At 66.1% G+C, this 25,267-nt stretch carries 23 protein-coding genes; 9 read left to right on the plus strand and 14 right to left on the minus strand.

The genetic code is table 11. The features are described from left to right. The first annotated feature begins 157 nt into the window (after positions 1-157). From ACS8YF_RS06495 to ACS8YF_RS06510, 4 genes are all read left to right on the plus strand, one after another. Positions 158-676 (plus strand): RNA polymerase sigma factor, encoded by a 519-nt coding sequence (locus ACS8YF_RS06495; protein ID WP_440849406.1) that lies wholly within the window; start codon positions 158-160, stop codon positions 674-676. After that, complete coding sequence (locus ACS8YF_RS06500) at positions 673-1,530, plus strand: hypothetical protein (protein ID WP_440849407.1); 858 nt, start codon at positions 673-675, stop codon at positions 1,528-1,530. Before ACS8YF_RS06495 ends, ACS8YF_RS06500 begins: the two co-directional genes overlap by 4 nt. A 134-nt stretch (positions 1,531-1,664) precedes the next feature. Beyond that, positions 1,665-2,549, plus strand: coding sequence for an MBL fold metallo-hydrolase (locus ACS8YF_RS06505; protein ID WP_440849408.1), 885 nt, complete (start codon positions 1,665-1,667; stop codon positions 2,547-2,549). Between the two features lie 85 nt (positions 2,550-2,634). Further along, complete coding sequence (locus tag ACS8YF_RS06510) at positions 2,635-3,084, plus strand: protein tyrosine phosphatase family protein (RefSeq protein ID WP_440849409.1); 450 nt, start codon at positions 2,635-2,637, stop codon at positions 3,082-3,084. A gap of 48 nt (positions 3,085-3,132) precedes the next feature. On the opposite strand, the gene cydC is transcribed toward ACS8YF_RS06510, so the two are convergent. The 6 genes from cydC to ACS8YF_RS06540 form a co-directional block, all read right to left on the minus strand. Then, on the minus strand, positions 3,133-4,854 hold the full coding sequence (gene cydC / locus ACS8YF_RS06515; RefSeq protein WP_440849410.1) for a thiol reductant ABC exporter subunit CydC: 1,722 nt from the start codon (positions 4,852-4,854) through the stop codon (positions 3,133-3,135). Then, the gene (gene cydD, locus ACS8YF_RS06520; protein WP_440849411.1) at positions 4,851-6,632 is read right to left on the minus strand and encodes a thiol reductant ABC exporter subunit CydD; all 1,782 of its coding nucleotides are present in this window, start codon (positions 6,630-6,632) and stop codon (positions 4,851-4,853) included. The genes cydC and cydD overlap by 4 nt, the downstream gene beginning before the upstream one ends. 33 nt (positions 6,633-6,665) lie before the next feature. Beyond that, entirely contained in the window at positions 6,666-6,899 is a 234-nt protein-coding gene (locus ACS8YF_RS06525; protein ID WP_440849412.1) for a hypothetical protein, read from the minus strand. Then, entirely contained in the window at positions 6,899-7,942 is a 1,044-nt protein-coding gene (locus ACS8YF_RS06530; protein ID WP_440849413.1) for a cytochrome d ubiquinol oxidase subunit II, read from the minus strand. Before ACS8YF_RS06530 ends, ACS8YF_RS06525 begins: the two co-directional genes overlap by 1 nt. Before the next feature lie 12 nt (positions 7,943-7,954). Continuing rightward, positions 7,955-9,391 carry a cytochrome ubiquinol oxidase subunit I gene (locus ACS8YF_RS06535; RefSeq protein ID WP_440849414.1) on the minus strand — a complete coding sequence of 479 codons (1,437 nt, stop codon included), beginning with the start codon at positions 9,389-9,391 and terminating at the stop codon, positions 7,955-7,957. 112 nt (positions 9,392-9,503) lie between these two features. Further along, a complete protein-coding gene (locus ACS8YF_RS06540; RefSeq protein ID WP_440849415.1) occupies positions 9,504-10,373 on the minus strand; it encodes an MBL fold metallo-hydrolase in 870 nt (289 codons plus the stop codon). 139 nt (positions 10,374-10,512) lie between these two features. On the opposite strand from ACS8YF_RS06540, the gene ACS8YF_RS06545 reads away from it, so the two are divergent. The 3 genes from ACS8YF_RS06545 to ACS8YF_RS06555 are packed head-to-tail and all read left to right on the plus strand — an operon-like array spanning position 10,513 to position 12,620. Further along, the gene (locus ACS8YF_RS06545; protein ID WP_440849416.1) at positions 10,513-11,751 is read left to right on the plus strand and encodes an NAD(P)/FAD-dependent oxidoreductase; all 1,239 of its coding nucleotides are present in this window, start codon (positions 10,513-10,515) and stop codon (positions 11,749-11,751) included. 21 nt (positions 11,752-11,772) lie between these two features. Next, on the plus strand, positions 11,773-12,213 hold the full coding sequence (locus ACS8YF_RS06550) for a YeeE/YedE family protein (protein ID WP_440849417.1): 441 nt from the start codon (positions 11,773-11,775) through the stop codon (positions 12,211-12,213). Further along, complete coding sequence (locus tag ACS8YF_RS06555) at positions 12,210-12,620, plus strand: DUF6691 family protein (RefSeq protein WP_440849418.1); 411 nt, start codon at positions 12,210-12,212, stop codon at positions 12,618-12,620. The genes ACS8YF_RS06550 and ACS8YF_RS06555 overlap by 4 nt, the downstream gene beginning before the upstream one ends. A 12-nt stretch (positions 12,621-12,632) precedes the next feature. On the opposite strand, the gene ACS8YF_RS06560 is transcribed toward ACS8YF_RS06555, so the two are convergent. The 3 genes from ACS8YF_RS06560 to ACS8YF_RS06570 form a co-directional block, all read right to left on the minus strand. Then, complete coding sequence (locus ACS8YF_RS06560) at positions 12,633-12,932, minus strand: metal-sensitive transcriptional regulator (RefSeq protein WP_440849419.1); 300 nt, start codon at positions 12,930-12,932, stop codon at positions 12,633-12,635. A gap of 56 nt (positions 12,933-12,988) precedes the next feature. Next, positions 12,989-13,534: a single-stranded DNA-binding protein gene (ssb, locus tag ACS8YF_RS06565; RefSeq protein WP_440849420.1), complete on the minus strand. Its 546-nt coding sequence runs from the start codon at positions 13,532-13,534 to the stop codon at positions 12,989-12,991. Positions 13,535-13,698: 164 nt separating this feature from the next. Continuing rightward, positions 13,699-15,069 carry an MFS transporter gene (locus ACS8YF_RS06570; protein ID WP_440849421.1) on the minus strand — a complete coding sequence of 457 codons (1,371 nt, stop codon included), beginning with the start codon at positions 15,067-15,069 and terminating at the stop codon, positions 13,699-13,701. 229 nt (positions 15,070-15,298) lie between these two features. On the opposite strand from ACS8YF_RS06570, the gene uvrA reads away from it, so the two are divergent. After that, a complete protein-coding gene (gene uvrA / locus ACS8YF_RS06575) occupies positions 15,299-18,247 on the plus strand; it encodes an excinuclease ABC subunit UvrA (protein ID WP_440849422.1) in 2,949 nt (982 codons plus the stop codon). 120 nt (positions 18,248-18,367) lie between these two features. Here the strand turns inward: uvrA and pgeF are convergent, their stop codons facing one another. Next, entirely contained in the window at positions 18,368-19,102 is a 735-nt protein-coding gene (pgeF, locus tag ACS8YF_RS06580) for a peptidoglycan editing factor PgeF (RefSeq protein WP_440849440.1), read from the minus strand. Between the two features lie 5 nt (positions 19,103-19,107). Then, positions 19,108-20,082, minus strand: a complete 975-nt coding sequence (gene rluD, locus ACS8YF_RS06585; RefSeq protein WP_440849423.1) for a 23S rRNA pseudouridine(1911/1915/1917) synthase RluD — start codon at positions 20,080-20,082, stop codon at positions 19,108-19,110. Between the two features lie 145 nt (positions 20,083-20,227). Between rluD and ACS8YF_RS06590 the strand changes: the two genes are divergently transcribed. Beyond that, complete coding sequence (locus ACS8YF_RS06590; protein WP_440849424.1) at positions 20,228-21,148, plus strand: outer membrane protein assembly factor BamD; 921 nt, start codon at positions 20,228-20,230, stop codon at positions 21,146-21,148. 78 nt (positions 21,149-21,226) lie between these two features. Here the strand turns inward: ACS8YF_RS06590 and ACS8YF_RS06595 are convergent, their stop codons facing one another. The 3 genes from ACS8YF_RS06595 to sucD form a co-directional block, all read right to left on the minus strand. After that, entirely contained in the window at positions 21,227-22,843 is a 1,617-nt protein-coding gene (locus tag ACS8YF_RS06595) for an NAD+ synthase (protein WP_440849425.1), read from the minus strand. Positions 22,844-22,853: 10 nt separating this feature from the next. Further along, positions 22,854-23,300 (minus strand): GFA family protein, encoded by a 447-nt coding sequence (locus tag ACS8YF_RS06600; protein WP_440849426.1) that lies wholly within the window; start codon positions 23,298-23,300, stop codon positions 22,854-22,856. Positions 23,301-24,345: 1,045 nt separating this feature from the next. Beyond that, positions 24,346-25,215: a succinate--CoA ligase subunit alpha gene (gene sucD / locus ACS8YF_RS06605; RefSeq protein WP_440849427.1), complete on the minus strand. Its 870-nt coding sequence runs from the start codon at positions 25,213-25,215 to the stop codon at positions 24,346-24,348. Positions 25,216-25,267 lie beyond the last annotated feature (52 nt).

Raw genomic sequence — 25,267 nt, forward strand, 5'->3', positions numbered from 1 at the left:
GATTGGCCGCGGCGCGGCCTGTCCGATGCCTGCTCGATGTAACGGCGTCCACGGCCGCCTGGTTCCATAATGCGTCGTGATGGAACCGATCGCGCTCATCGTCGTTGATTCTTGAATCACGCCGAACCGTGACCGAGCGCGCTATGAACGAGGCCCTATGATCGAGCCCGGCATGATCGAAGCCGAGATCCCGCATTTGCGGCGCTATGCGCGTGCGCTGCTGCGGGATCGAGAAGCCGCCGACGACCTGGTGCAGGACACGCTAGAGCGTGCCTGGCGCAAGCGTCATCTCTGGCGCCCGCACGGCCGGCTGCGCGGCTGGCTGTTCCGGGTGCTGTATCGGCTGTATCTGGACGGCCACCCCGCGCCCACGCGCGACCGCGACAAGCTGATCGCGCTCGATACGCTCGGGCTCGACCCGCGCGACCGCAGCGCCTCGAACGGCCTGAGGCTGCACTGTCGCGACGTGCTGGCCGCGATGGACCGCCTGTCGCCCGAGCATCGCGCCATACTGATGCTGGCCGCGCTCGAACAGCCCAGCTATCGCGATGGCGCGCGCATGCTCGGTATTCGCGTCGGCACCTTCCGCTCGCGCCTGTCGCGGGCACGTCAGCGGCTCAACGAACTGATGCAGGCCGACGAAGGCCCGCCCTGCGTGGCGGCCGCACGGGGATGAGCGCAACCGCCGTGGCGATCGACTACGAACAATGCGTGATGTACTACCGCACCGGCCGTCGCATCACCGGCGCCGCGGCGATCGAACGCTATCTGACCGCCAACCCGCGCATCGCCGAGCGCGCCGCGCGCGACGCCGAGCACGACCTGGCGCTCGCGCAGCGCTACGATCCGGTGCTCGACGAACCCATCCCGCCGCGCCTGTTGCACGGCCACAATGCCTCACCCGCAAGCTGGCTGGCGGGCGCCGGCCTGGTCGCGGTGATCGGCCTGTCGGCCGCTGGCGGCTGGTGGCTGCGCGGGCTGGCGTCGGCATCCGCGCCGCCGGGCGTCGTACCGGACACGTTCGGCCAGCAGGTCGCGCGTCTGGCCGACCGCCAGCCCGCGCTCAACACGGCCGCGCGCAGCCCCAACCGACCGGCGCATCCCGATCTGTCGCGCGCGGGCTACCACTTTAACGATCGACACGTCGTCACCACAGCGGGCGGCGAGTCGCTCACCGCCTATGAATATCGGAATGCGGCCGGCAAACGGGTGACGATCTATACACGCCCGCAGTCCGGCACCACGCAGGCCGCACCCGACATGATCTCGCCCTCCGGCGTTGCCCTGGCCCGCTGGCAGGCGCGGGGGCGCGATTATGCGCTGACCGGCAATCTGCCACCCGCCGCACTCAACGAGCTGGCCGAGATCGCGGCGCACCCCGGCAGCAATGCCCGGGCCAATGACCAGGCCGGCGATCGTGCGCCGATCTCCCCGACCATCAAGCGACCGCGGCAGCAGGCGCCCGCTGCCGTCGGACAACCGATCGAGCGCAGCACTCCGCCACGCCAGCAACCCGCCAGCGGACTCTGAGCTTTCCCGCCACCAACCCCTGGCAATACGGCAACGCCGCCTTGGCGCCGGATTGATTCAGATCAAGCGCGGGTCTCGACAGCGACCTATCGTGGCGCTATTGCGGTTCACCCGCTTATGACAGGAGGTGCGTCATGACGACATCGGCACTCACCGAAGAGGTCCAGGTCGAGGCCTTCTTCGATTCGGCCACGAATACGATCAGCTATATCGTCAACGACCCCGCAACCGACCACTGCGCGATCATCGATTCCGTGCTCGATTACGAGCCCAATGCCGCGCGCATCAGTCATGACAACGCCCAACGCATCGTCGATGCCGTACGCGAACGGGGCCTCGCCGTGGACTGGCTGCTGGAAACCCACGCCCACGCCGATCATCTGTCGGCCGCGCCATGGATCCAGCAGCAGGTGGGTGGCAAACTCGCCATCGGAGAACACATCCGGACCGTGCAGGAAGTATTCGGCAAGATCTTCAACGCCGGCACCGAATTCGCGCGCGATGGCAGCCAGTTCGATCAGCTGTTCGCGGACGGCGTCGAATATACGATCGGCTCGATAACGGCCCGGGCCATCCATACGCCCGGCCATACCCCGGCCTGCATGAGCCACATCATCGGCGACGCGGTGTTCGTGGGCGACACCCTGTTCATGCCCGACTACGGCACCGCGCGCTGTGACTTCCCCGGCGGCGATGCACGCACGCTGTATCGCTCGATCCGGAAGTTGATGGCCCTGCCCGACGAAACCCGCGTATTCCTGTGCCACGACTATCTGCCCGAGGGACGGCGCGAATACCGCTGGCAAACGACCGTGGGCGAACAGCGGCACCACAATATCCATGTGCATGAAGGCGTGATCGAAGACGCATTCGTCGCCATGCGCGAGGCGCGCGACGCCACGCTCGGCATGCCGCGGCTGATCCTGCCCTCGGTTCAGGTCAACATGCGGGCCGGCCATCTGCCGCCAGCGGAATCCAACGGCGTGCACTACCTGAAAATTCCGCTGGATACCTTGTAGTCTGGGGCCGCAGGCTTTGCGCTGTCGGCCGAAACCGCCGGCAGCGCTCCTATCGTTGCAACCGACAGAGCACCCGGAGTGCACCATGTCCGATTATCCGAATGATCTGAAGAACGCCCGCCGCTTCGGCGCCGATATCGTGACCGCGGGGCAACCGAGCCGGGCACAACTCGTGGCCGCGGGCCAGGCCGGGGTCAAGACCGTGATCAACCTGCGCCCGGCCGGCGAATTCGGCGAATTCGACGAAGCCCGCGTGGTGGCCGATGCCGGCATGCGTTACGTCAATATCCCGGTTGCGGTGGCGGATGACATCGACGATCGCCATGCTCGCGACCTCGACGACGCCCTCGCCGCGGCCGGCGGCACGCCGGCGCTCGTGCACTGTGCCAGCAGCAATCGCGTCGGCGCGCTCATGGCCTACCGCGCCCGCCATCTGCACGGTGAGAGCGCCGAGCACGCCCTCGACATCGGCCTGAGCACCGGCCTGGACCCACAATCACCGCTGTACGAGGCCACGCGAAACAAGCTCCGGTGACAGCGCCGGGCGGCACTTGCAAGCATGGGGGCAGCATCGATGCGCGCCTCAGGCGAGCCGCAGATGGCGCCAGAACCGCGCCTCGGCGGGCGCTGCGCGCGGATCGACCTGCTCCACGATCCGGCCGGCTTCGATCACGGCGATCTCGTCCACATAACGCAGCACCGACGGCCGATGCGTGATCACGAGCGTCGTCCGCGCGGTCATCAATGGCGACAACGCCGCCAGCACATCGGCCTCGGATCGGGCATCGAGCCCCTCGGTGGGCTCGTCCAGGATCAGGATCGGCGCGTCTTTCAGCACGGCGCGGGCAATCGCGAGCCGGCGCGCCTCGCCGCCGGACAGGCGCGCGCCGGCCTCACCGATGAATGTATCCAGCCCCTGCGGCATGGCCGCCACCCGCGTTGTCAGGCCGACCTGCGCCAGGGCCGCCTGCATTTGGTCCGTGCTCGCCTCGGGCCGGGCGATACGCAGATTATCGGCCACGCTGGCATTGAACAGATGCGTGTGCTGGCTGACCACGGCACACCAGCCGCGCACCGTCCCGGCCGTATAGCGCTCGATCGCCGTACCGCCGATTTCCACCCGTCCGGCCTGATACGGCCAGAACCGCAGGATCGCGTTCACGACGCTGGTCTTGCCGGCACCGCTGGCGCCGACCAGCCCCAGCGTGCGGCCGGGGGTGAGCGTGAGATTCACGCCGTCCAGCGCCCATGACGCGGCCTCGTCGTAGCGCAGCGATACCCCACGCAGTACGATATCGAAGCGCTCGGGCGGCGCGGCATCGGCCGGCGGATCCGACACGGCCGGCTCGGCGTCCATGATCTCGAAGATCCGCCGGGCCGCGGCGCGCGTCTCGGCCAGCGCACGAAACGCCGCCGGCAAGGGGGCCACGGCTTCGAAGCTCGCCATGACCAGAAACACGAGCATGGCCAGTGCCGGGCCGTCGATTGCGGCCCGCCCGACCAGCGGTATCGCCGCGACCAGGGCAATCCAGAGCGTCGCACGGGCGATGCCGGCCGATGCCGCGTCGGCGACCGCCTCGCGCCAGGCGTCGCGTCGTTGCACCGTCAGCAGCCGGCGCGACAGGCCACGGATGCGCCCAGCCTGGCGTGCGGTGGCCTGATACACCCAGAGTTCGCCCAGGCCGCGAATACTGTCGGCGCCGGTCGCGCGCAGGTCCGCCAGCACGCGGCGGCGCTCGGCCCCGCCCGCGCGGCTCAGCCGATAGGCAGCCCAGGGCAGCACGAAGCCGGCCGCGAGCAGGCCAATCGCATTGACCAGCGCCACCGCCGGGCTGAACCAGGCGGCGAAGCCATTGACCAGCACGATGCTGGCCGCGGCCGCCAGGCTCGGCGCGATCACGCGCAGATAGAAATTGTCGAGCGTGTCGATATCCGCGCGCATGCGGCTGAGCAGATCGCCACCGCGATAGCGTTGCAGGCCGGCCGGCGCCAGCGGTTCGAGCCCGGCATAGAAGGTCACGCGCAGCCGCGCCAGCAGTCGCAGCGTGGCATCGTGCGTCACCAGGCGCTCGAGATATCGCCCCATCGCCCGTACGATCGCCAGCCCGCGGATACCGGCCGCCGGCGCGAAATAATTGATCGTGCCGAGCCCGAGACCGGCCAGCGCCATACCGGTGATGAACCACCCGGCGAGCGCCATGAGCGCGACGTTGGCCAGCACCACGGCCGTGGTGAGCCCGATACCGAGCCACAGCATGCCGCGATAGGGCCATGCCAGTGCCAGCAGCCGGCGCCAGTCGTTCACGACCGAACCCCGCCGAAGGCATCGTCGGCGCGGTACAACGACCAGAGCCGCGCATAGCCGGCGTTGGCGGCCATCAGCGCGTCGTGCCGGCCGCGCTCCACGATCGCGCCCTCGGCCAGCAGCAGGATCTCGTCGGCCTCGCGCACCGTATCCAACCGATGGGCGATGATCAGCAGCATGCGATCCGCGGCCAGCCGCGCCACGGCGTCGGTGATCGCCGCTTCGCTGGCCGGATCGAGACTGGCGCTCGGCTCGTCGAGCACCACCAGCGCCGCGTCCTTGAGAAAAGCCCGCGCCAGCGCAATGCGCTGGATCTGCCCACCGGACAGGCCCTGGCCACGATCGCCGATCACGGTCTCGTAACCGTCGGGCAAGGCCTGGATGAAGGCGTCGGCATTGGCCTGGCGGGCGGCCCGCGCCACCTCGGCGTCATCGGCCTCGACCCGGCCGAGCCGGATATTGTCGGCGAGGGTGCCGTGGAACAGCGTCGGGCGCTGGGGCACCCAGGCGACCTGCTGCAGCCAGACGCCGCGCGCCAGACTCGCGAGATCCACGCCGTCGACCCGGATAGCGCCGGCCTGCGGCCGCAGGAAGCCCAGCAGCAGATGCGCCAGCGTGGTCTTGCCGGCCCCGCTGGGGCCGACCAGGGCAATGCGCTTGCCGCGGCGCAGCGCGAGATCCACGCCGCTGAACACCGGCGCGCCGTCGGCATAGGCGAACGCCAGATCGCGACATTCGATGCGTTCGGGGCGCGAGATCGCCTCAGCCGCCGCGCGGCTGGCCGTGTCTTCGGGGCGCTGCCGCGCGAAGATCTCGATCAACCCCTCGGCAGCACCGATCGCTTCCATGCGCGCGTGATACTGCGCGCCCATGTCGCGCAGCGGGCGATAGAACTCGGGCGCGAGCAGCAGCACGAACAGCCCGGGCCAGAACGCCATCTCGCCGTAATACAGCCGGAAGCCGATATACACCGCGACCATGGCGATGCCGAGCGTGGTCAGGAACTCGAGGATGAGCGACGACACGAAGGCCAGCCGCAGCACCGCCAGCGTCTCACGCCGATAGCCTTCCGACAGGGCAGCCACGGCACCCAGTTCGCGCCGGCTGGCGCCGAACAGCTTGAGCGTGGTCAGGCCTTCGATGGCGTCGAAGAAATGCGCGCTCAGGCGTGCGAGTCGGCGCCACTGGCGCTGGTTGAGCGCTTCCGTGCCCTTGCCGATCAGGACCATGAACAACGGCACCAGGGGAGCCGTAACCAACAGGATCAGCCCCGAAACCCAGTCGTTCGGAAAGATCACCAGCAACAGCACGACCGGCAGCATCGCCGCCAGCATCATCTGCGGCAGATAATCGCGGTAGTAGCGGTCCATGGCCTCGGTCGCATCGGCCAGCAGATGCGAGATCGTGCCGCTGCGCGCGCCGCGCGCCCAGTCGGGCCCGAGTGCGATGCAGTGCTCGAACAGGGCGTCGCGCAGGCGATGCTTGATCCGGGCCGCGCCTTCGAATGCCAGCCCGTCGCGCAGTATGCCCGTCAACACGCGGGCCGCGAATACACCGAGCAGACGCCACAACCAGGGCATGACCGCGGCCAGCCCCTGCCCGTCTATGGCCACGGCATTGATGATCAGCGCCAGCAGCCAGGCCTGGGCGATCAATAGCGGTGCATCGATCAACCCGACCGCGACCGCACCGAACAACAACGACCGCTGACCGGCCAGGTGCGCGCGCAGCCATCCTTCCGTGCCGCGCCGCGTGCTGTTCGAAGTATTGGCCGACATTGGCAACTGACGCCTCGTGCCGCGCTCCGCGGCTCAGCGGCGCGACTTCGGCGCCGCCCGCTCGGCGCGCGCCAGGCCCACCACGAGCGTGACCGCGAACAGGAACACCACGCCCGCCATCAGCCACAGACCGGGGCCCAGGCCGCCGAAGAACTGTGCGATGAGAACCAGCCCCGCGACCGGCGGCGCGAGAAATGCAGCGGCCAGCGCCACCGGCCACCAGGCCCAGCCGCGTCGGCCCTGCAATTCGGGACGCGCCCGGCCCATCAGTGGTGACCGTAGCCGGTCAGCTTGGATATGCGGGCCCGGAACACCCAGATCTGATACCAGTTGTAGATCAACATCACCGGCAGGAAGCCGCCCATGGCCATGGTGAACGTCACCAGCGACACCGACGGGCTGGCCGCGTCGTAGATCGTCCATGTGTTGGGCACCAGCCAGGGCAGCATGGTGAACATCATCGCCAGCCACATGATGGCGATGGCCGCGTTCAGCCACAGAATGGCGAACAGATCGCGACCGAGGCGTGACGAACGCCGCATGCGAACCACGGCATAGACCACCGCCAGCGCCACCAGCCCCCAGACCCAGAAATAGGGCCCCAGCCACTTGTCCGCCGCCCAGGGGAATTTCAGCAGGCTCCAGACCACGGTCACCACCACGGCCACGAGCGAGGCATAGAACGAACGATCGACCCAGTGCGCGGCATGCCGACGGATCGCCTCGGTACGCTCGAACCGGGCCCGGATGAACAGGCTGCCGGCCAGCGATGCCGCCACCACCGCGCCCACGCCGGTCCACAGACTGAACGGGCTGATGAAACGAAACATGCCGCCGGCATAGGTCGGCACGTTGCCATCGGTGAGCGGATAGCCTTCGAGCACCGCGCCCATCGCCATGCCGGCAAAGAACAGCGTGGTGAGGCTGGCCACACCGAACAGGCCATCCCAGAGATGCGCACTGCGCTCGGAATGATGCCGGAACTCGAGCGCGATGGCGCGCATCATGATGCTCCACAGCACGATGATCAGCGGCAGCATCAGATAGTGGAAGGCCGAGCCGTAAACCAGCGGGAAGGTGCCGAACAACACGCCGCCGGCGACCACCAGCCAGGTTTCGTTGGCATCCCAGGTGCCGGCCATGGCGGCCATGATGCCGCCGCGCTCATCCGGGTCCCGCACGAACAGCGAAAACACCCCGGCGCCCAGGTCCGCCCCGTCGAGCATGATGTAAAGCAGCAGACTGAAACCCAGCGCGAACCACCACGCATAGATTACGAACAGGTGCAGTTCTCCGATATCCGCAGGCATGACGTCTTTCCTCTACGGCCGTTCGTAGGCCGGGCGCGCGTCGTCAGCGCCCGGATGGGATTCGAGATGCCCGATCGCTTCGTCCCCGCCGCGTAGCACCGGCGCTTCGAGGTCGGGGCCCTGGCGGATCACCTTGGCCATGAAGTACCAGGTGAAAAACCACACCACGAGCTCAAAGATAATGAAGCCGACCAGCCAGATGGCAGCCTCGACCACGGTCATGCGGCTCACCCCCTGTTCGATGCGCATCATGCCATCGACCAGCCAGGGCTGGCGCGCGACCTCGCGCGTCCACCAGCCGGTCCATATCGCCAGAAACGGCAGGAACGCGCTGAATACGGCTGTCCGCAGGAACCACCGGCGCGCGCGACCAGTGGCCGAGAACAGGCGTCGGGTATAAACCATCCAGACGCCCCAGAACGCCACCAGCACGAGGAAGAAACCGATCGCCAGCATCACACGGAAGGCGTAGAACGGAACCCACACCGGCGGCCGGTCGGCCTTGGGGGTCTGATCCAGACCCGGAACCTTGCCGCTCCAGGTATGCGTCTCGATCAGGCTGAGCGCGTGCGGTATGGTGATCGCCCAGCGGTTTTCGCCGGCCGCGTCGTCCGGCCAGGCCACGATGTGCCAACCCGTGTTCACGCTGCCGTCCGGCGCGTAGGTATGATAATGGCCTTCCATCGCGGCCAGCGCAGCAGGCTGGTGCTCGGCGACTACCTGCCCGAGATCGTCGCCCAGATACACCTGCAGCGGAGCGACCAGGGCCGCCGCCACCAACGCGTAGGCCAGCGGGCGGCTGAATACACTCTCGTGCCGTTTGTGGAGCAAATGCCAGGCACTGACGCCGATCACCACGAACAGTGCCAGTTCCACCGCGGCCACCCACATATGGGCGAATGACGGCAGAAAATTGGGATTGAAAATCGCCGCGCCCCAGTCGGTGACGTGGAATATGCCGTCACGCAACTCGACGCCGGTCGGCGTCTGCATCCAGGCGTTCGCATTCATGATCCAGAACGCCGACACCGTCGACGACAGCATCACGTTGAAGGTCGCGAACAGATGCATGCGCCGGCTGATCTTGCCCCAGCCGAAGATCATCAGGCCGATGAAGCCGGCCTCGTACATGAAGGCGGTGATCGTTTCGTAGCCGAGCACGTTGCCGAAGTAAGGCCCGGCGGCCTGGGAGAACGGACCATACAGAATGCCGAACGCCATCTCCATGGTGACGCCGGTCGCCACGCCGGCGCCGAAATTGATGATGAACAGTTTTTCGAAGAACCGGGTCAGCCGGTACCACATGTCGTCGTCGGTTCTCAGCCAGCGCCATTCGGCGAAGAACAGCAGCAGCGCCATGCCGATGGTCAGCGGCGGGTAGAGAAAGTGCATGCTCGCCACCCACGCAAAATCCAGACGGGACAGCATGATCGCGGTTGCACTTTCCATGTCGCATCAACCTTTTCTAGCGGTTTCACCGAATGCGAATAATACCATAGTCGTAGACCGAACGGTCGCGACACAGGGTCGCAGGCACCGGCCATCATCGCGGCAAGCGACCTCAGAACCGATTGAGCGGGATTTTCAGATACGAGTGTCCATCGTCCTCGGGTTCGGGCAAATGCCCGCCGCGCGTGTTGACCTGCAACGCAGCCAGCATCAAAGCCGGCAGCGGCAGCGTGGCGTCGCGCGCCTCGCGCATGGCAACGTACGCGTCCTCGTCGGGCGCGTCACGCAGATGGTTGTTGCGCGCCCGTTGCTCGGCCACGGTCGACTCCCAGCGCGCCTCGCGCCCCCCGGGCCGGTAATCGTGGCCCACGAACAGGCGCGTGGCATCCGGCAGTTCGAGAATGCGCTGTATCGAGCGGTACAACGTGCGCGCGTCGCCGCCGGGGAAATCCGCCCGCGCGGTACCGCTGTCGGGCATGAACAGAGTGTCGTGCACGAACGCCGCATCGCCGATCACATAGGTGATCGAAGCCAGCGTGTGGCCGGGCGAGAACATGACGCGGCCTTCCAGAGCCCCCACATTGAACGCATCGCCATCGGCGAACAGCCGGTCCCACTGCCGGCCATCGGTCGCGTAGCCGGCACCGAAGTTGTAGATCGTCTGCCACAGTTTCTGCACTTCGACGACCTTCTCGCCGATCGCGCGCGGCGCCCCGTAGCGCTCACCCAGAAGCACGCCGGCCGAGAAATGATCGGCATGAGGATGAGTATCCAGAATCCAGTCCACGGTCAAGCCGCGCGCCGCGATGAAGGCAGTCATCGCGTCGACGGATTCAGTGGAGGTTCGCGCCGACGCCTCGTCGTAATTCCAGACCGGGTCGATGATGGCACATCGAGCCGTTGTCGGATCGATCACGACGTATTGCACGCTGCCGGTCTTGTCATCGTGGAAGCCTGCGACTTCCGGGCTGGCCTTGGCCATTGAACGCTCCTCGATCATGGAGAATATGATGTCGCACGACCCGCGGGTCGCCGGCTGCATATGCCTTTTACTTATTTGCATATACTTTTTATTTAATTTATACCCTCGGGGGTATGCTTTCAACCATCAGGAGCGGAGCATGAGCGACCACGATGAAAACCAGAAAAAACACCGCGTGGTGGTCGCCGGGGGCGGCACGGCGGGCATTCCAGTGGCCGCAGCCCTGCTGCGCGCCGATGCCGATCTCGACGTGGCCATCGTCGAACCGAGCGAAACACACTATTACCAGCCCGGCTGGACACTGGTCGGCGGCGGCGACATGCGCGCCGAGGACACGCGCGCGCGCACCGCGGATGTCATGCCGAATCGCGCCACCTGGATCAAGGACGCGGTGGCCGGCTTCGATCCCGATCACAATCGCCTGACGCTGGGGTCCGGAACCACACTGGCATACGACTACCTCGTAGTCGCCATGGGCCTGCAGATCGACTGGGACGCGATCGAGGGGCTGACCGACACCCTGGGCGCCAACGGCGTGACCTCGAACTATCGCTATGACCTGGCGCCCTATACGCACGAGCTGGCGACAAGCCTGGGCGAAGGCGCCCACGCCCTGTTCACCCAGCCCGCGATGCCGATCAAATGCGCCGGCGCGCCCCAGAAGGCGCTGTATCTGACCGCCGACACCCTGCGCCGGCGCGGGGTGAAGGCGAGCATCGACTTCTACAACCAGGGCGGCGCCATGTTCGGCGTCCCCGCCTACGCGCGCGAACTGGACAAGGTTATCGCCGGCTACGGCGCCACACCCCGGTTCGGCCATAACCTGGTGGCCGTGGACGGTCCCGCACAGCAGGCGACGTTCGATACCGGGGGCAGTACGGTCACCGCCGATTTCGACATGCTGCACGTGGTGCCGCCGCAGTCCGCGCCCGATGTCATCAAGAACAGCCCGCTGGCCGGCGAGGCCGGCTGGGTAACGGTCGACAAGAACCGGCTCACGCATACGCGCTACGACAACGTCTTCGCGCTGGGCGACTGCACCGACACGCCCAATGCCAAGACCATGGCCGCCGTACGCCGGCAGTTCCCGGTGGTGGTCTCGGCGCTGCGCAAGGCCATGGGTGCCGCGGCCACCGCCCAGGAATACGACGGCTACGGCGCCTGCCCGCTGACGGTCGCCCACGGCCGGATGTTGTTGGCCGAGTTCCGCTACGGCGGCGAAGTCGTATCGAGCTTTCCGCTCGATCCAACCCAGCCGCGCCGGATTTACTGGCCACTCAAGACGCGCTTCTTCCCATGGCTGTATTGGCACGTAATGCTTCAGGGCAAGCCGTGGTCTCTGCCGAAACCCAAGCGGCGTGCCGACCTGACCGCCTGACCATCACACAAGAGGATCGCCGTGCTGACCCCCATCACGAACTTTACCCCCGGCATCGCGCTCGGCGGCGGACTGCTCATCGGCGCCGGCGCCGTCCTGCTCATGGCCGGGCTGGGCCGCATCGCCGGCATCTCGGGCATGGTCCACGGCCTGTTTTCGGGCCAACCCGGCCATGGCTGGCGGGCCAGCTTCCTCGTCGGGCTGGTCGCCGGAGCCGGGGTCTATGTGGCGCTCTGGCCCGGCGATATCCCGGTTCGCCATGGGTTTCCGGTATGGCTGCTGATACTCGCCGGGTTATTGGTGGGCGCCGGCACCCGACTCGGCTCGGGCTGCACCAGCGGCCACGGCGTCTGCGGCATCGCCCGCCGGTCGAAGCGTTCGCTCACGGCCACGACCGTGTTCATGGCCTGCGGCATCATCACCGCCATCATACTGCGTCACGGCCTGGGGGTATCGTCATGAAACAGCACCTGATCGCGATCGCGGCGGGCCTGGTCTTCGGCTTCGGACTCTGCCTGTCGCATATGGCGGACCCGGACAAGGTCCTGGCATTCCTGGATCTGGCCGGCGGCTGGGACCCGAGCCTGGCGCTGGTGATGGGGGGCGCGCTGCTGGTGACCTTCCCGGCGTTTGCCGTCTTGCGCGGCTGGCGCCGCCCGTGGGCGGACACGGCCATGCACTGGCCGACCGCGACCGATATCGACCACCGGCTGGTGCTGGGCGCAGCGCTGTTCGGCATCGGCTGGGGGCTGGGCGGTTACTGCCCCGGCCCGGCATTGGCGGCACTCACCTTCAACCCGCACGAAGCATTGATCTTCGTGGCCGCGCTGGTCATCGGCGGCCATGTCGCCGGCTGGCTGGCACGTTGAGGCCGGCGGCGCTCAACCGTAGCGCGCGAGCAGTTCGGTGGCGTACTTGAGCCGCTGGCGGGCATCCTCGGCGTCCAGCCCATGACAGTTCAACTCATGCTCGATCACGCAGGACAGCATGTTGTAGAAGGTCCGGTCCAGCGCCTTGCGCGCCGCCGACATCTGGACGGCGATATCCTCGCATTCGGCATCGCGCTCGATCATCGTCTGCAGACCACGCACCTGACCCTCGATCCGCTTGAGCCGGCGCACGAGCGCCGCCTTGTTGGATTCCCACTCCGGGTCGTTCGCGGTATCTGCCAGATCGGTCATTGCTAGCTCCGACGTTGCGCAACGGGCCTCAGCCGCAGGGCTCGGGCGCCGCGGCCCTAGAACGGAATATCGTCGTCCAGATCGTCATCGAAGCCGGGATCGCCGCCGGCCGGCTGCGGCCGCTGGTACTGCGGCGCGCCGCCCTGGTTACTACTCTGCCCACCACCCTGGCCGCCGCCGTAATTCTGGCCGCTACCCTGGCTACCGCCCTGGCTGCGCTGCCCCCCGCCGCCGAACGGCGCGCTGCCGCCCTGGCCGGCACCGCGGGAATCGAGCATCTGCATCTCGTTGGCCACGATTTCGGTGGTGTACTGATCGACACCGTCCTTGTTCTGCCACTTGCGCGTCTGGATCCGGCCCTCGACATAGACCTTGGAGCCCTTGCGCAGATACTCGCCGGCCACTTCCGCCAGGCGCGCGAAAAACACCACGCGATGCCATTCGGTGCGTTCCTGCATTTCACCGGACGACTTGTCGCGCCAGCTTTCGGAGGTCGCGACATTGACGTTGGTGACCGCCGTACCGCCCGCGGTATAGCGCGTTTCCGGATCGGCCCCGAGGTTACCGATAATAATGGCCTTGTTGACGCCTCGACTTGCCATGACAGGACTCCGTACGTGTGCCGTATTACGCGATGCAAAGATTCGATCGGCGTCGATTCTACATGGCGCCGGCAATTCGTGATGCCCGACTCGGCGCAACACGCGCCACCGCGTCGTTCACGACCCGACCCGGGCCACGCGCTGCGCCAGGGACGGCCGATCGCTCAGGACGCGGTCGCCGCAGTGTGCGTGCTGAAGGGTTCGAAGGCTTCGGTACCCACGACCTTGCCGTCGTACTTGATATAGGCCACGCCGTCCTCGGGCACCACCACGGCCTCGAACACGCCGTCGATGGCTTCGATCTCGCCCGCCAGCCGGCGCGCCGCGTCGTCGTCGACATCGCCGACATGCACCATGAACGTCCGCGCGAAACGCGGCTTGGGCATGGTCGCGGCCACGAGCAGCCAGACCAGCGCGGCCAGCGCGCAGAAACCGAACACGCCGGCGTCACCGCCGACACTGTAGGTCCAGCCCCCGACCGCACCGCCCACGAAAATGCCGAAGAACTGCGCACTGGAATACACGCCGAGTGCGGTGCCCTTGGCATCGGCCGGTGCGACCTTGGAAATCAGCGACGGCAGCGTCGCCTCCATGACGTTGAAGGCGGTGAAGAACACGACCATCATCACGATCAGTTCGGCCAGGCTGGCATGGTAGAACGTCAGGATGACCTGGCTGACCAGCAGCGCGGCGATCGAGCCCACGAACACCGGCTTCATCTGCCGCTTGGCCTCGGCGACGATGATCACCGGCAGCATGAGCGCCACCGAGACCGCGAGCACCGGCAAATAGACGACCCACTGGTAGTCCTCGTGCACGCCGCCGACGTTATGCAGCAGCCGCGGCAGCACGATGAAGCTCGCCGTCAGGATCGTGTGCAGGGTAAAGATCGCAAAATCCAGCCGCAGCAGTTCACCGTTGGTGAGTACACGCTTGAACAGCGCCGGCACCGCCTCGGCGTCGCGATGCGAGCGGGCCGCCTTGGGCTCGGGGGTCGCGCCGTAAAGCACGAACAGACCCAGCAGCGACAACAGCGCCGTGAACCAGAAGATGCCCGGCACGCCGACCCAGCCGCTGATCAGCGGGCCGAGCACCATCGCCACGGCAAAGGCCAGGCCGATGCTGATGCCGATCATGGCCATGGCCTTGGTGCGGGTTTCCTCGCGCGTCAGGTCGGCATTGAGCGCCAGAATGGTCGAGCCGACCGCGCCCGATCCCTGCAGGATGCGGCCGAAAATGACGCCGTAGATCGAGGTCGACAACGCCGCCACCACGCTGCCGATGGCCAGAATCACCAGGCCGCCGGCGATGATGTGCTTGCGGCCGAAACGATCGGAGGCAAAGCCGAGCGGAATCTGCAGCAAGGCCTGGGTCAGCCCGTAGGCGCCCAGCGCCAGACCCACCAGGATCGGCGTCGAGCCGGTGAGCTGCTTCGAATAGAAGGTGAACACCGGATAGATCATGAACAGGCCGAGCATCCGCAAGGAAAAGATGCTCGCCAGCGCCATGGCCGCGCGTTTTTCGAACTGGTTCATACGTCGCCCGTGGTTTGGCCGCGCCGCCGATTCCCGATCCCCCTCGGGAGGCCTCGCGGCACGGTTGGCATTCGGACCGTGGCGCGTCGTGCCCAACGCGTCCGGCGACTGAGGCGCGTCGGCGCCCCCTGGGCCGCGAAAGATAGCACAGCGTCGGGGTTGCCCGAATTACGACGCGCTTGCCGCACTGGGTATACTCAGCGGTTGACCTTGTCCGATGCAGCCATTAATGGAAAGTCATATCCGCATCCGCGGCGCGCGGACGCACAATCTCGCCAACATCAACGTCGACCTGCCCCGCGATCAGCTGATCGTGATCACCGGCCTGTCCGGTTCGGGCAAGTCGTCGCTCGCCTTCGACACGATCTATGCCGAGGGCCAGCGGCGTTACGTCGAATCGTTGTCGGCGTATGCCCGCCAGTTCCTGTCGATGATGGAAAAACCGGACCTGGATTCCATCGAGGGGCTGTCGCCGGCGATCTCGATCGAGCAGAAGTCGACCTCGCACAACCCGCGCTCGACGGTGGGCACGGTTACCGAAATCCACGATTACCTGCGCCTGTTGTTCGCGCGCGCCGGCACACCCTTCTGCCCGCACCACGACGAGCCGCTGGCGGCCCAGAGCGTGTCGGAAATGGTCGACCAGACGCTGACCAAGGCGGCCGAATCGGCCTGGATGCTGCTCGCCCCGGTGATCCGCTCGCGCAAGGGCGAGCATCGCGAGATCTTCGAGCAGATGCGCGGCCAGGGCTTCGTGCGCATGCGGGTCGACGGCGAGGTCATCGAGCTCGACGAGAACGTGCCCGAACTCGATCCGAAGAAGAAACACGACCTGGAAGTCGTGGTCGATCGCTTCAAGGTACGCGACGGCATCCAGCAGCGCCTGGCCGAGTCGTTCGAGACCGCGCTGCGCCTGTCGGAAGGCATCGCCTGGATCATGCCCTGGCGCGGCGATGGCGAGCCCGAGGTGTTCTCCTCGCAGTTCGCCTGCCCGGTCTGCGGTTATTCCATCAACGACATGGAACCGCGGATGTTTTCCTTCAACTCGCCGCATGGCGCCTGCCCGACCTGCGACGGCCTGGGCTCGCAGAGCGTGTTCGACGTGGATCGGGTGATCACCGACGACACGCTGAGCCTGGCCGGCGGCGCGGTACGCGGCTGGGATCGGCGCAACCCGTATTTCTTCGGCCTGATCGAGTCGCTGGCCGAAACCTATGGCTTCGATGTGGACACGCCCTGGCGCGATTTGCCGGACCAGGCCCGCAAGGTGATCCTGAACGGCTCCGGCGGCCAGAAGATCGAGTTCCGCTACGTCAATGCGCGCGGCCGCACCCGCGTGCGCAAGCATGCCTTCGAGGGCGTGCTCGACAACATGCAACGCCGCTATGCCGAGACGGATTCGCTGGCGGTACGCGAGGAACTGGCCAAGTATCTGTCGGACAAGGCCTGCCCGACCTGCGACGGCGCGCGTCTGAATGAGGCGGCACGGCATGTCCGGGTGGCCGACAAGACCCTGCCCGAGATCAACGCGGCCAGCATTTCCGGCGCCTACGAAATCGTCGAGAATCTCGACATTCCGGGCCATCGCGCCGAAATCGCCGCGCCGATCCTCAAGGAAGTGAACCAGCGGCTGAAGTTCCTGTTGGACGTTGGCCTCAATTACCTGACGCTGTCACGATCCGCCGAGACGCTATCCGGCGGCGAAGCCCAGCGTATTCGCCTGGCCAGCCAGATCGGCGCCGGTCTGGTGGGCGTGATGTACGTACTGGACGAACCGTCCATCGGCCTGCATCAGCGCGACAACCGCCGCCTGCTGAATACGCTGGAGCGCCTGCGCGATCTCGGCAATACCGTGATCGTGGTCGAGCACGACGAGGACGCCATCCGCGAGGCCGACTACGTGGTCGACATGGGCCCGGGCGCGGGCGATCACGGCGGCCAGCTCATCGCCCAGGGCACGGCGGCCGAGATTGCCGCGCACCCGGATTCGCTGACCGGCCAGTATCTGTCGTCCCGGCTGACCATTCCGATTCCGGAAAAACGCATTGCCTACGACAGTCAACGCCAGATCCGGATTCGCGGCGCGCGCGGCAACAATCTCAAGAACGTGGATGCCGCATTCTGCATGGGCCAGCTCACCTGCGTGACCGGCGTGTCCGGCTCGGGCAAGTCGACGCTGATCAACGAGACCCTGTTTCCGGCCGCCGCGCGTCAGGTCAATCGGGCCGTGGCGCGCGCCGCGCCGGTGACCGCGATCGACGGCCTGGAGCATCTGGACAAGGTCATCGATATCAACCAGGCGCCGATCGGGCGCACACCGCGCTCCAATCCGGCCACCTATACCGGCCTGTTCGGCACCATCCGCGAGCTGTTCGCCAACACCCCGGAAGCCCGGGCCCGCGGTTACAAGCCGGGGCGGTTTTCGTTCAACGTCAAGGGCGGGCGCTGCGAAACCTGTCAGGGCGACGGCGTGATCAAGGTGGAAATGCATTTCCTGCCGGATATCTACGTCACCTGCGAGACCTGCCACGGCGCGCGCTACAACCGCGAAACGCTGGAAGTCCATTACAAGGGCAAAACCATCGCCGAGGTACTGGACATGCGGGTCGAGGCAGCCGCCGAGTTCTTCGCCCCGGTGCCGAGCCTCAAGCGCAAGCTGGATACGCTGATCGACGTCGGTCTGTCCTACGTCAAGCTGGGCCAGAACGCGACCACGCTGTCAGGCGGCGAGGCCCAGCGCATCAAGCTCGCCCGCGAGCTGTCCAAGCGCGATACCGGCCGCACGCTCTATCTGCTGGACGAACCGACCACCGGCCTGCACTTCCACGACATCAAGCATTTGCTGGAGGTCCTGCTGCGCCTGCGCGAGGCCGGCAACGCCGTGGTCGTGATCGAGCACAATCTGGATGTGATCAAGACCGCCGACTGGCTGATCGACCTCGGCCCCGAAGGCGGCGCGGGCGGCGGCGAGATCATCGCCACCGGCACGCCGGAGGATGTGGCCGAGGTTGCGGCATCGCACACCGGACAGTTCCTCAAACCCATGCTGGGCGATACACGGCCCGGCACCGGCCACAACACCGCCGGCGACAAGCGCGACCTGGCGCTGCCGCCGAAAAAACAGAAGAAAACCCGAAAGTCGCCCGGCCGGCCGAAAAACAACGCCACCGCCAGCTGACGCGGGCCGTCATCCGCTGCCGGCCGCAGGCGCCGGCGGCGGAATCGCGTCGGGCCGACTCGCGGCGGAAAACTGCAGCTTCACCCGATATGGGTCTGGTGCATGCGGCCCCGCCCGATATCAGCGGGCCGACCAGATCAGCGTCGCCATCCGACCGGTTGCGCCGTCGCGTCGGTAGGAATAGAAACGCTCCGGCGCCGCCACCGTGCACAGCCCGCCCCCGAACACGCGTGTGACGCCCGCGCATGCAAGCCGCAACCGGGCCAGCCCGTAAATATCAGCTAGATATTTACCCGCTTTCGCCTTTGGCGCAAACATGCGCGCGGATTCGGCATGCCGACAGACGAAAGCCTGGCGCACATCGGCGCCGACCTCGAAGTTTTCCGGGCCGATCGCCGGGCCCATCCAGGCCAGCAGATCGCCCGGCTCTGCCGCCATCGCGGCAACGGTGGCTTCCAGCACGCCGGCCGCCAACCCGCGCCATCCCGCATGCGCGGCGGCCCAACACGTGCCGCGCGTATCACATAGCACCACCGGCAGACAGTCGGCGGTGAGCACGGCCGGCACGCGGTTGGCGCGGGAGGTCACGGCGGCGTCCGCCGGGCCGGCATGACCGGCATCCAGATCGGCCACCGTGGTGCCATGGACCTGTGCCAGCCAGGACGGCTCGGCCGGCAGTGCAAGTGCGGTGGCCAGGCGCGCGCGATTGTCGTTCACGGCGCGCGCCGCATCGTCGGTATGCGCGCCGAGGTTGAGGCTGGCGAACGGTGCGGCGCTCGCCCCGCCGGTGCGCAAGGTGGTTCCGGCACGAATATGACCGGGGGCGGGCCAGTCCGCAGCCAGGAAATCGCGCATCGGGTTCACTGGCCGTGCTCCGCCGCGTCCGCGGCCAGGGCGGCGAGCAGACGCTCGAAATCGGCCGGCCGCGGCGCGCTCCATTGCATGGCCTCGCCGGTTGCCGGGTGGGTCAGGCCCAGGGTCGCCGCATGCAGGGCCTGACGGCGAAACCCGCGCAGCGCCTCGGCAAACCCGTCGCTGGACCCCCGGGGCACGCTGAGCCGGCGGCCATAAACCGGATCGCCCAGCAGCGGATAACGAGCGTACGCCAGATGCACGCGGATCTGGTGCGTGCGCCCGGTCTCGAGCTGGCAGCGAATATGGGTATGGGCGCGATAGCGCGTGATCACACGGTAGTGGGTCACCGCCTCCCGTCCGGCCTCGCGCACGGCCATCTTCTTGCGATCCACCGGGTGGCGGTCGATGGGCGCATCGACATGTCCGCCGGCCGTCATCACGCCCACCGCCACGGCTTCGTACTCGCGCTTGACCGTGCGCTCGGCCAGATCGTCGACCAACTGCTTGTGCGCGGCAAAGGTCTTGGCCACCACGAGGATGCCGGAGGTGTCCTTATCCAGCCGGTGCACGATGCCGGCGCGCGGCAGCGCCGCCAACGACGCGTCGTGGGCCACCAGGGCGTTCTGCAGCGTGCCGTCGCGATTGCCGGCGCCCGGATGCATGACCAGCCCGGCCGGCTTGTTGAGCACCAGGATCGCGTCGTCCTCGTGGATGATGTCGAGCGCGATGCGCTCCGGCGCCACCTCGGCGTCGTGCGGCTCGTCCGGCACGGCGAGGCGCACGATCTCGCCGCCGGCCACCGCGGTCTTGGGCGCCGGCGAGGCGCCGTCGACCGTCAGGTCACCACCGGTCAGCCACTGCTTGAGCCGCGAACGCGAATAGTCGGGCAACAGCTCGGCGAGCGTCTTGTCCAGACGCGTGCCGGCATATTCGGCGGGAATGGTCAGCTCGATGCGCGCATCGGCAGCGTGGTTATTCATGGTCAGCCCCGTCATGCCGGCTCAAGCGGCAGCCGGCGCGGGGCCGCGGTTCGCATTCGTATGACTCATTCGCGGGTTCATAGGTATACTTCGGCCTTGTTTTGCATATCAAAAACGCGCGGTTGTCACGCGCTTCGGGGCTCGCATGCGAAAAATCGTTCTCGCGCTGGGCGTGATCGTCACCTTGGTGATGGCCGGCTGCGCCTCCGACAAGGGGATCGACGAAACCGGTTACAGCAAGAAACCACTGACCGACCGCCAGGGGCACAAGCTCAAATCGGCGGACGCGAAGCGGCTCTACAAGTCGGCGCGTGATTTTCTCATGCACGGGCAGCCCAGCCAGGCGCTGCCATTGTACGCGGAGGTGAGCGCCCGGTTCCCGTTTTCCAAATATGCGCCACAATCGGAGCTGGAAACGGTCACCGCGCACTACGACGCGCATGACTACGACCAGGCCGTGGACGCCGCCGATCGCTTTATCAAGCAGCATCCGCGCAATCCGCACATCGACTACGTCTACTACATGCGCGGGCTGTCGAACTATGCGCGCAACAATCCGGGCCTGCTGGGCTCGAATCCGGACAAGCGCAACGTCCAGTATCTCAAGCAGGCATTCAACGATTTCAGCCTGCTGCTGAAGAACTATCCGAACAGCGATTACGCCAAGGATGCGCAGCTGCACATGATCAATATCCGCAATCGTGTCGCAGCGCACGACCTGCATATCGCGGAGTACTACTACAAACGCCGCGCCTACGTGGCCTCCAGCCGCCGCGCCGCGGGCATCGTCAAGCACTATCAGGGTTCGGACTCGGTGCCGCGCGCACTGGAGATCCTGGAGCAATCCTACGCCAAGCTGAACCTGCCCGATCTGGCAGAGGACACCCGCGCCGTTCTGCAGGTCTCTTATCCGAACTACCTGCTCCATCGCAAGGAATTCTATCGCCAGCAGGCCGGCGACAAGCCGGACTACAAACTGCCGGACATGGGCGCCCCGCCGGCCGTCGGCAAGAAATCGGCCAATGGCGACGGCTCCTCCAGCAAGCAGGATAGCGCTAACGGCTGACACGCTAAGCTCGGCACGTAAAAAAGGCCGCGCCGGTTATCCCGCGCGGCCTTTTTTTGGCCTGATCGGCGCTCGCGTCTACAGGTCGCCGTAGACCGCGGTAATCGGATAGCGGCGGTCGCGGCCGAAGGCGCGATGGGTCACCTTCGGCCCGGGGGCCGCCTGGCGGCGCTTGTATTCATTACGCCGGATCAACCCCGCGGCCTGGCGCACGTCGTCTTCGGCAAAGCCGCGCGCGACGATATCCTCGATCGAGGCACCGTCCTCGACATAGGCCTCGATGATCGGATCGAGCACATCGTATTCCGGCAGCGTGTCGGTATCGGCCTGATCGTCGCGCAGCTCGGCCGAGGGCGGGCGCGTGATCACGCGCGCCGGGATGACTTCGCCGCGGGTGTTGCGGAATTTCGCCAACCGGTAGACCCAGGTCTTGTAGACATCCTTGAGCGGTGCGAACCCGCCGCACATGTCGCCGTACAGCGTGGCATAGCCGACCGCCATCTCCGACTTGTTGCCGGTGGCCAGCACGACATGCCCGAACTTGTTCGACATCGACATCAACAACGCGCCGCGGATGCGCGACTGCAGATTCTCCTCCGCGGTGTCGGCCGCCCGATCGCCGAAGATGGGGCCGAGCGTTTCCAGCAGCGCGGCAAATCCCTGCTCGATCGGCACTTCGTCGTAGCGGGCGCCCATGCGCTCGGCCTGGTCGGCGGCATCCACATTGCTGATGTCGGCGGTATAGCGCGACGGCATCGACACGGCCCAGACCCGATCGCCACCCAGCGCATCGGCGGCCACGGCCAGCGCAAGTGCCGAATCGATGCCGCCGGAGGAACCGATCAACGCGCCGGGAAAACCGTTGCGATCGACATAATCGCGCGTCGCACGCACCAGCGCATCGTAGATCAAGGCTTCGGAGCTCGGCAGCTCGGCAATCTCGCCGCGGGCGTTGACCGGCGACCAATCGACGCCGAACACACCGGCCTCGAAGGCCGGCGCGCGCGCGATGATCCGCCCTTGGGCATCAACTGCGCAGGAGCGCCCGTCGAAAACCAGTTCGTCCTGGCCGCCGACGCTGTTGATATAACAGATCGCCAGACCGTTGGCCTGCGCCCGCCGGGCCAGCAACGTCTCGCGCTCGCTCTGTTTGTCGACATGAAATGGCGAGGCATTGAGATTGACCAGAATGTCGGCGCCGGCTGCCGCGGCTTGCGCCGTCGGGCCTTCTTCCCAGAGATCCTCGCAGATCGTTACGCCGACCCGATGGCCGGCCAGGTCAAACACACAGGCGGCATCGCCGGGCTCGTAGTGACGACGATCATCGAACACGCCGTAATTCGGCAGACACTGCTTGCGATAATTCCCGATGCGTTCACCGTCACGCACCACCAGCGCCGCGTTGTAAATCGCACCGTCCACATACTCGGGATACCCGATCACGACGGTAATGCCCGAAAGCTCACGGGTCAGCCGCTCGATCGCGGCGTCGATCGCCGCCGGCAGCCCGCGGCGCAGCAGCAGATCGTCCGGCGGATAACCGAGCAGCGCCAGCTCGGGCGTGACCACGATATCCGCCCCGTCGCGATCGCGCGCGGTCTCGGCGGCCTCGATGATCTGGCGGGCATTGCCGTCGATGTCCCCGACCCATACATTGAGCTGGGCCATGGCCACGCGTAGCGAAGAATCGCTCATTGTCAGTCCTCTATCCCTCGGTGGGTTCGGGGACGGCATCCCCGCTGTCGCCGGCATGTTTGGGCAGATTGTCCGCGATATCAAGCACGCGCTGGTTGTAGAACAGGTGCGCGACCGGTTTCACCGCATCGGGCAGGCGCCCGCCGGCGGCGTCGCGAAAGCGTTCGTTGGGGATTACGATCTCCCCGCGCCGGTTGCGCCCGTGCATCAATCGGCCGCAGTGGGAGCAGTGGTAGCGCCACATGCGCCGGCCGGCCAACCGATGCCCGATCAGCGTCGCATCGTCCGAGACCGTGCGTTTGACCGATTCATTGGGCCAGGCGCTGGCCGACAGGAGTTCCACCCCGTAGAGCTTGCGACAGCTCTCACAGTGGCAGAACGTGCTGCGGCTCGGTGCGCCGCGCGCAACGAGGCGGGTCGCACCGCAGTCGCAGGATAATTCGTAGACGGTCGCCAAGGAAAAAGCTCCGTATGGGCATCGGACCGCGCAGGTCTGGGGCCCACCGGCGCGGCGTCGCCCCGGCACAATACCGGGCCCGCCGATCCGTACCGAAATAACAGGCCGCATATTCTACCGATCACTGCGTGCCGTGGGTGCAACAGCATGTCGGGCGTTACCCGTCGATCGCTTAGTTTTTTTAAGACATTTGTCCGCAGATCGACGCAGATAAACGCAGATGCGGTTTAATTTTCGTGGCATGGATGATCCGAGACGCTAATCGGCGACCGAGCCGGCCGGAACCGATAGGTGGAAAATTCATCAACGACCGAAGCTTGCAAGGGCTATCGCGCCCGCGACCGATCCGGCGCTCTCACTGATCAACCGCGATCTGCGTGCATCTGCGTCGATCTGCGGACCGTTTCGTGTTCTTGGCGGAACGAAGCCCGGCAAAGTCGTGTAAGTCGGATAATCCGACATGGACGCAAATCCGCGAGTGGGGTGCGGTCGGCCTGTAGATCGTCGTCGAAGAAATCTGGTCCGCGAATGACGCCAATGGCGGTCCGGAATTCTCGAAATGGCTGGTCTGGGGCGCGGTTGGGCCTGGTGATTTTGTTCCTTTAAAAAGACTATCCGCAGATCAACGCAGATGCACGCAGATGCGGTCTTGCTTTCGTGGCGTAGACGACTCGAGGCGCGAACCAAAGAGTTGAGCTGATCTGAACTCATATATTCGAAGATTTCGTCAATGAACGGAGCGCAGGACATACTTGGCGCCCTTGAGCGATCCGGCGCGCCCAACGACCAACCGCCATCTGCGTGCATCTGCGTGCATCTGCGTTGATCTGCGTTGATCTGCGGACAAGTCCCGGAGAACAGAGCTCGAATACCGATGGTGCCCCGATTCAATAGAGTCTCTAAGCCAGTTCGCCGCCATTGGCGTCATTCGCGTTCATTTGCGGACTGACCTTTTCGATAAGCCACCGCGCTGTATCGAACGCACAAAAAAGCCGGCACCGCAGCATGCGATGCCGGCTCGATAGAGGCGGAAGCGCCCGGGCGATCAGCCCAGTACTTCGGCCATCTTGGTGCCGATTTCGGCGGTGGAGCGCACGGTGGCGACACCGGCGGCTTCGAGTGCGGCGAACTTGTCGTCGGCCGTGCCCTTGCCGCCCGAGATGATTGCACCCGCATGGCCCATGCGCTTGCCGGGGGGCGCGGTCACACCCGCGATATAAGCCACAACCGGCTTTTTCATGTGGTGCTTGATGAACTCGGCCGCCTCTTCCTCGGCAGTGCCGCCGATTTCGCCGACCATGACCACGCCTTCAGTCTGCGGGTCGTTCTCGAACATTTCGAGCACGTCGGTGAAGTCGAGGCCGTGGATCGGATCGCCGCCGATGCCGACACAGGTCGACTGGCCGAGCCCGTTGTGGGTGGTCTGGAAGACAGCCTCGTAGGTCAGCGTGCCGGAGCGGGAGACGATGCCGATCTTGCCCTTCTGATGAATATGCGCCGGCATGATGCCGATCTTGCACTCGCCCGGGGTGATCACGCCGGGACAGTTGGGGCCGATCAGCACGGATTCGGAATCATCCAGCACGGCGCGGGCACGCAGCATGTCCAGCACCGGGATATGCTCGGTGATGCAGATAATGGTCTTGATGCCGGCGGCCTCGGCCTCGAGGATGGCATCGGCGGCAAACGGCGCCGGCACGTAGATCATCGTGGCGTTGGCGCCGGTTTCGCGAACCGCCTCGGCGCAGGTGTCGAACACCGGCAGATCGAGATGGGTCTCGCCGCCGCGGCCGGGCGTGACGCCGCCCACGATGTTCGTGCCGTACTCGATGCACTGTTTGGAGTGGAAGGTGCCCTGGCTGCCGGTGAAGCCCTGGACGATCAGCTTGGTGTCGGAATTGACGAGAATGCTCATGTCTTAAAATCCTGCTCGGTAAATCCTGGGACGATCGATGACGGGCCGGGGC

Source organism: Salinisphaera sp. SWV1 (assembly GCF_052044155.1).
Lineage (GTDB): Bacteria > Pseudomonadota > Gammaproteobacteria > Nevskiales > Salinisphaeraceae > Salinisphaera.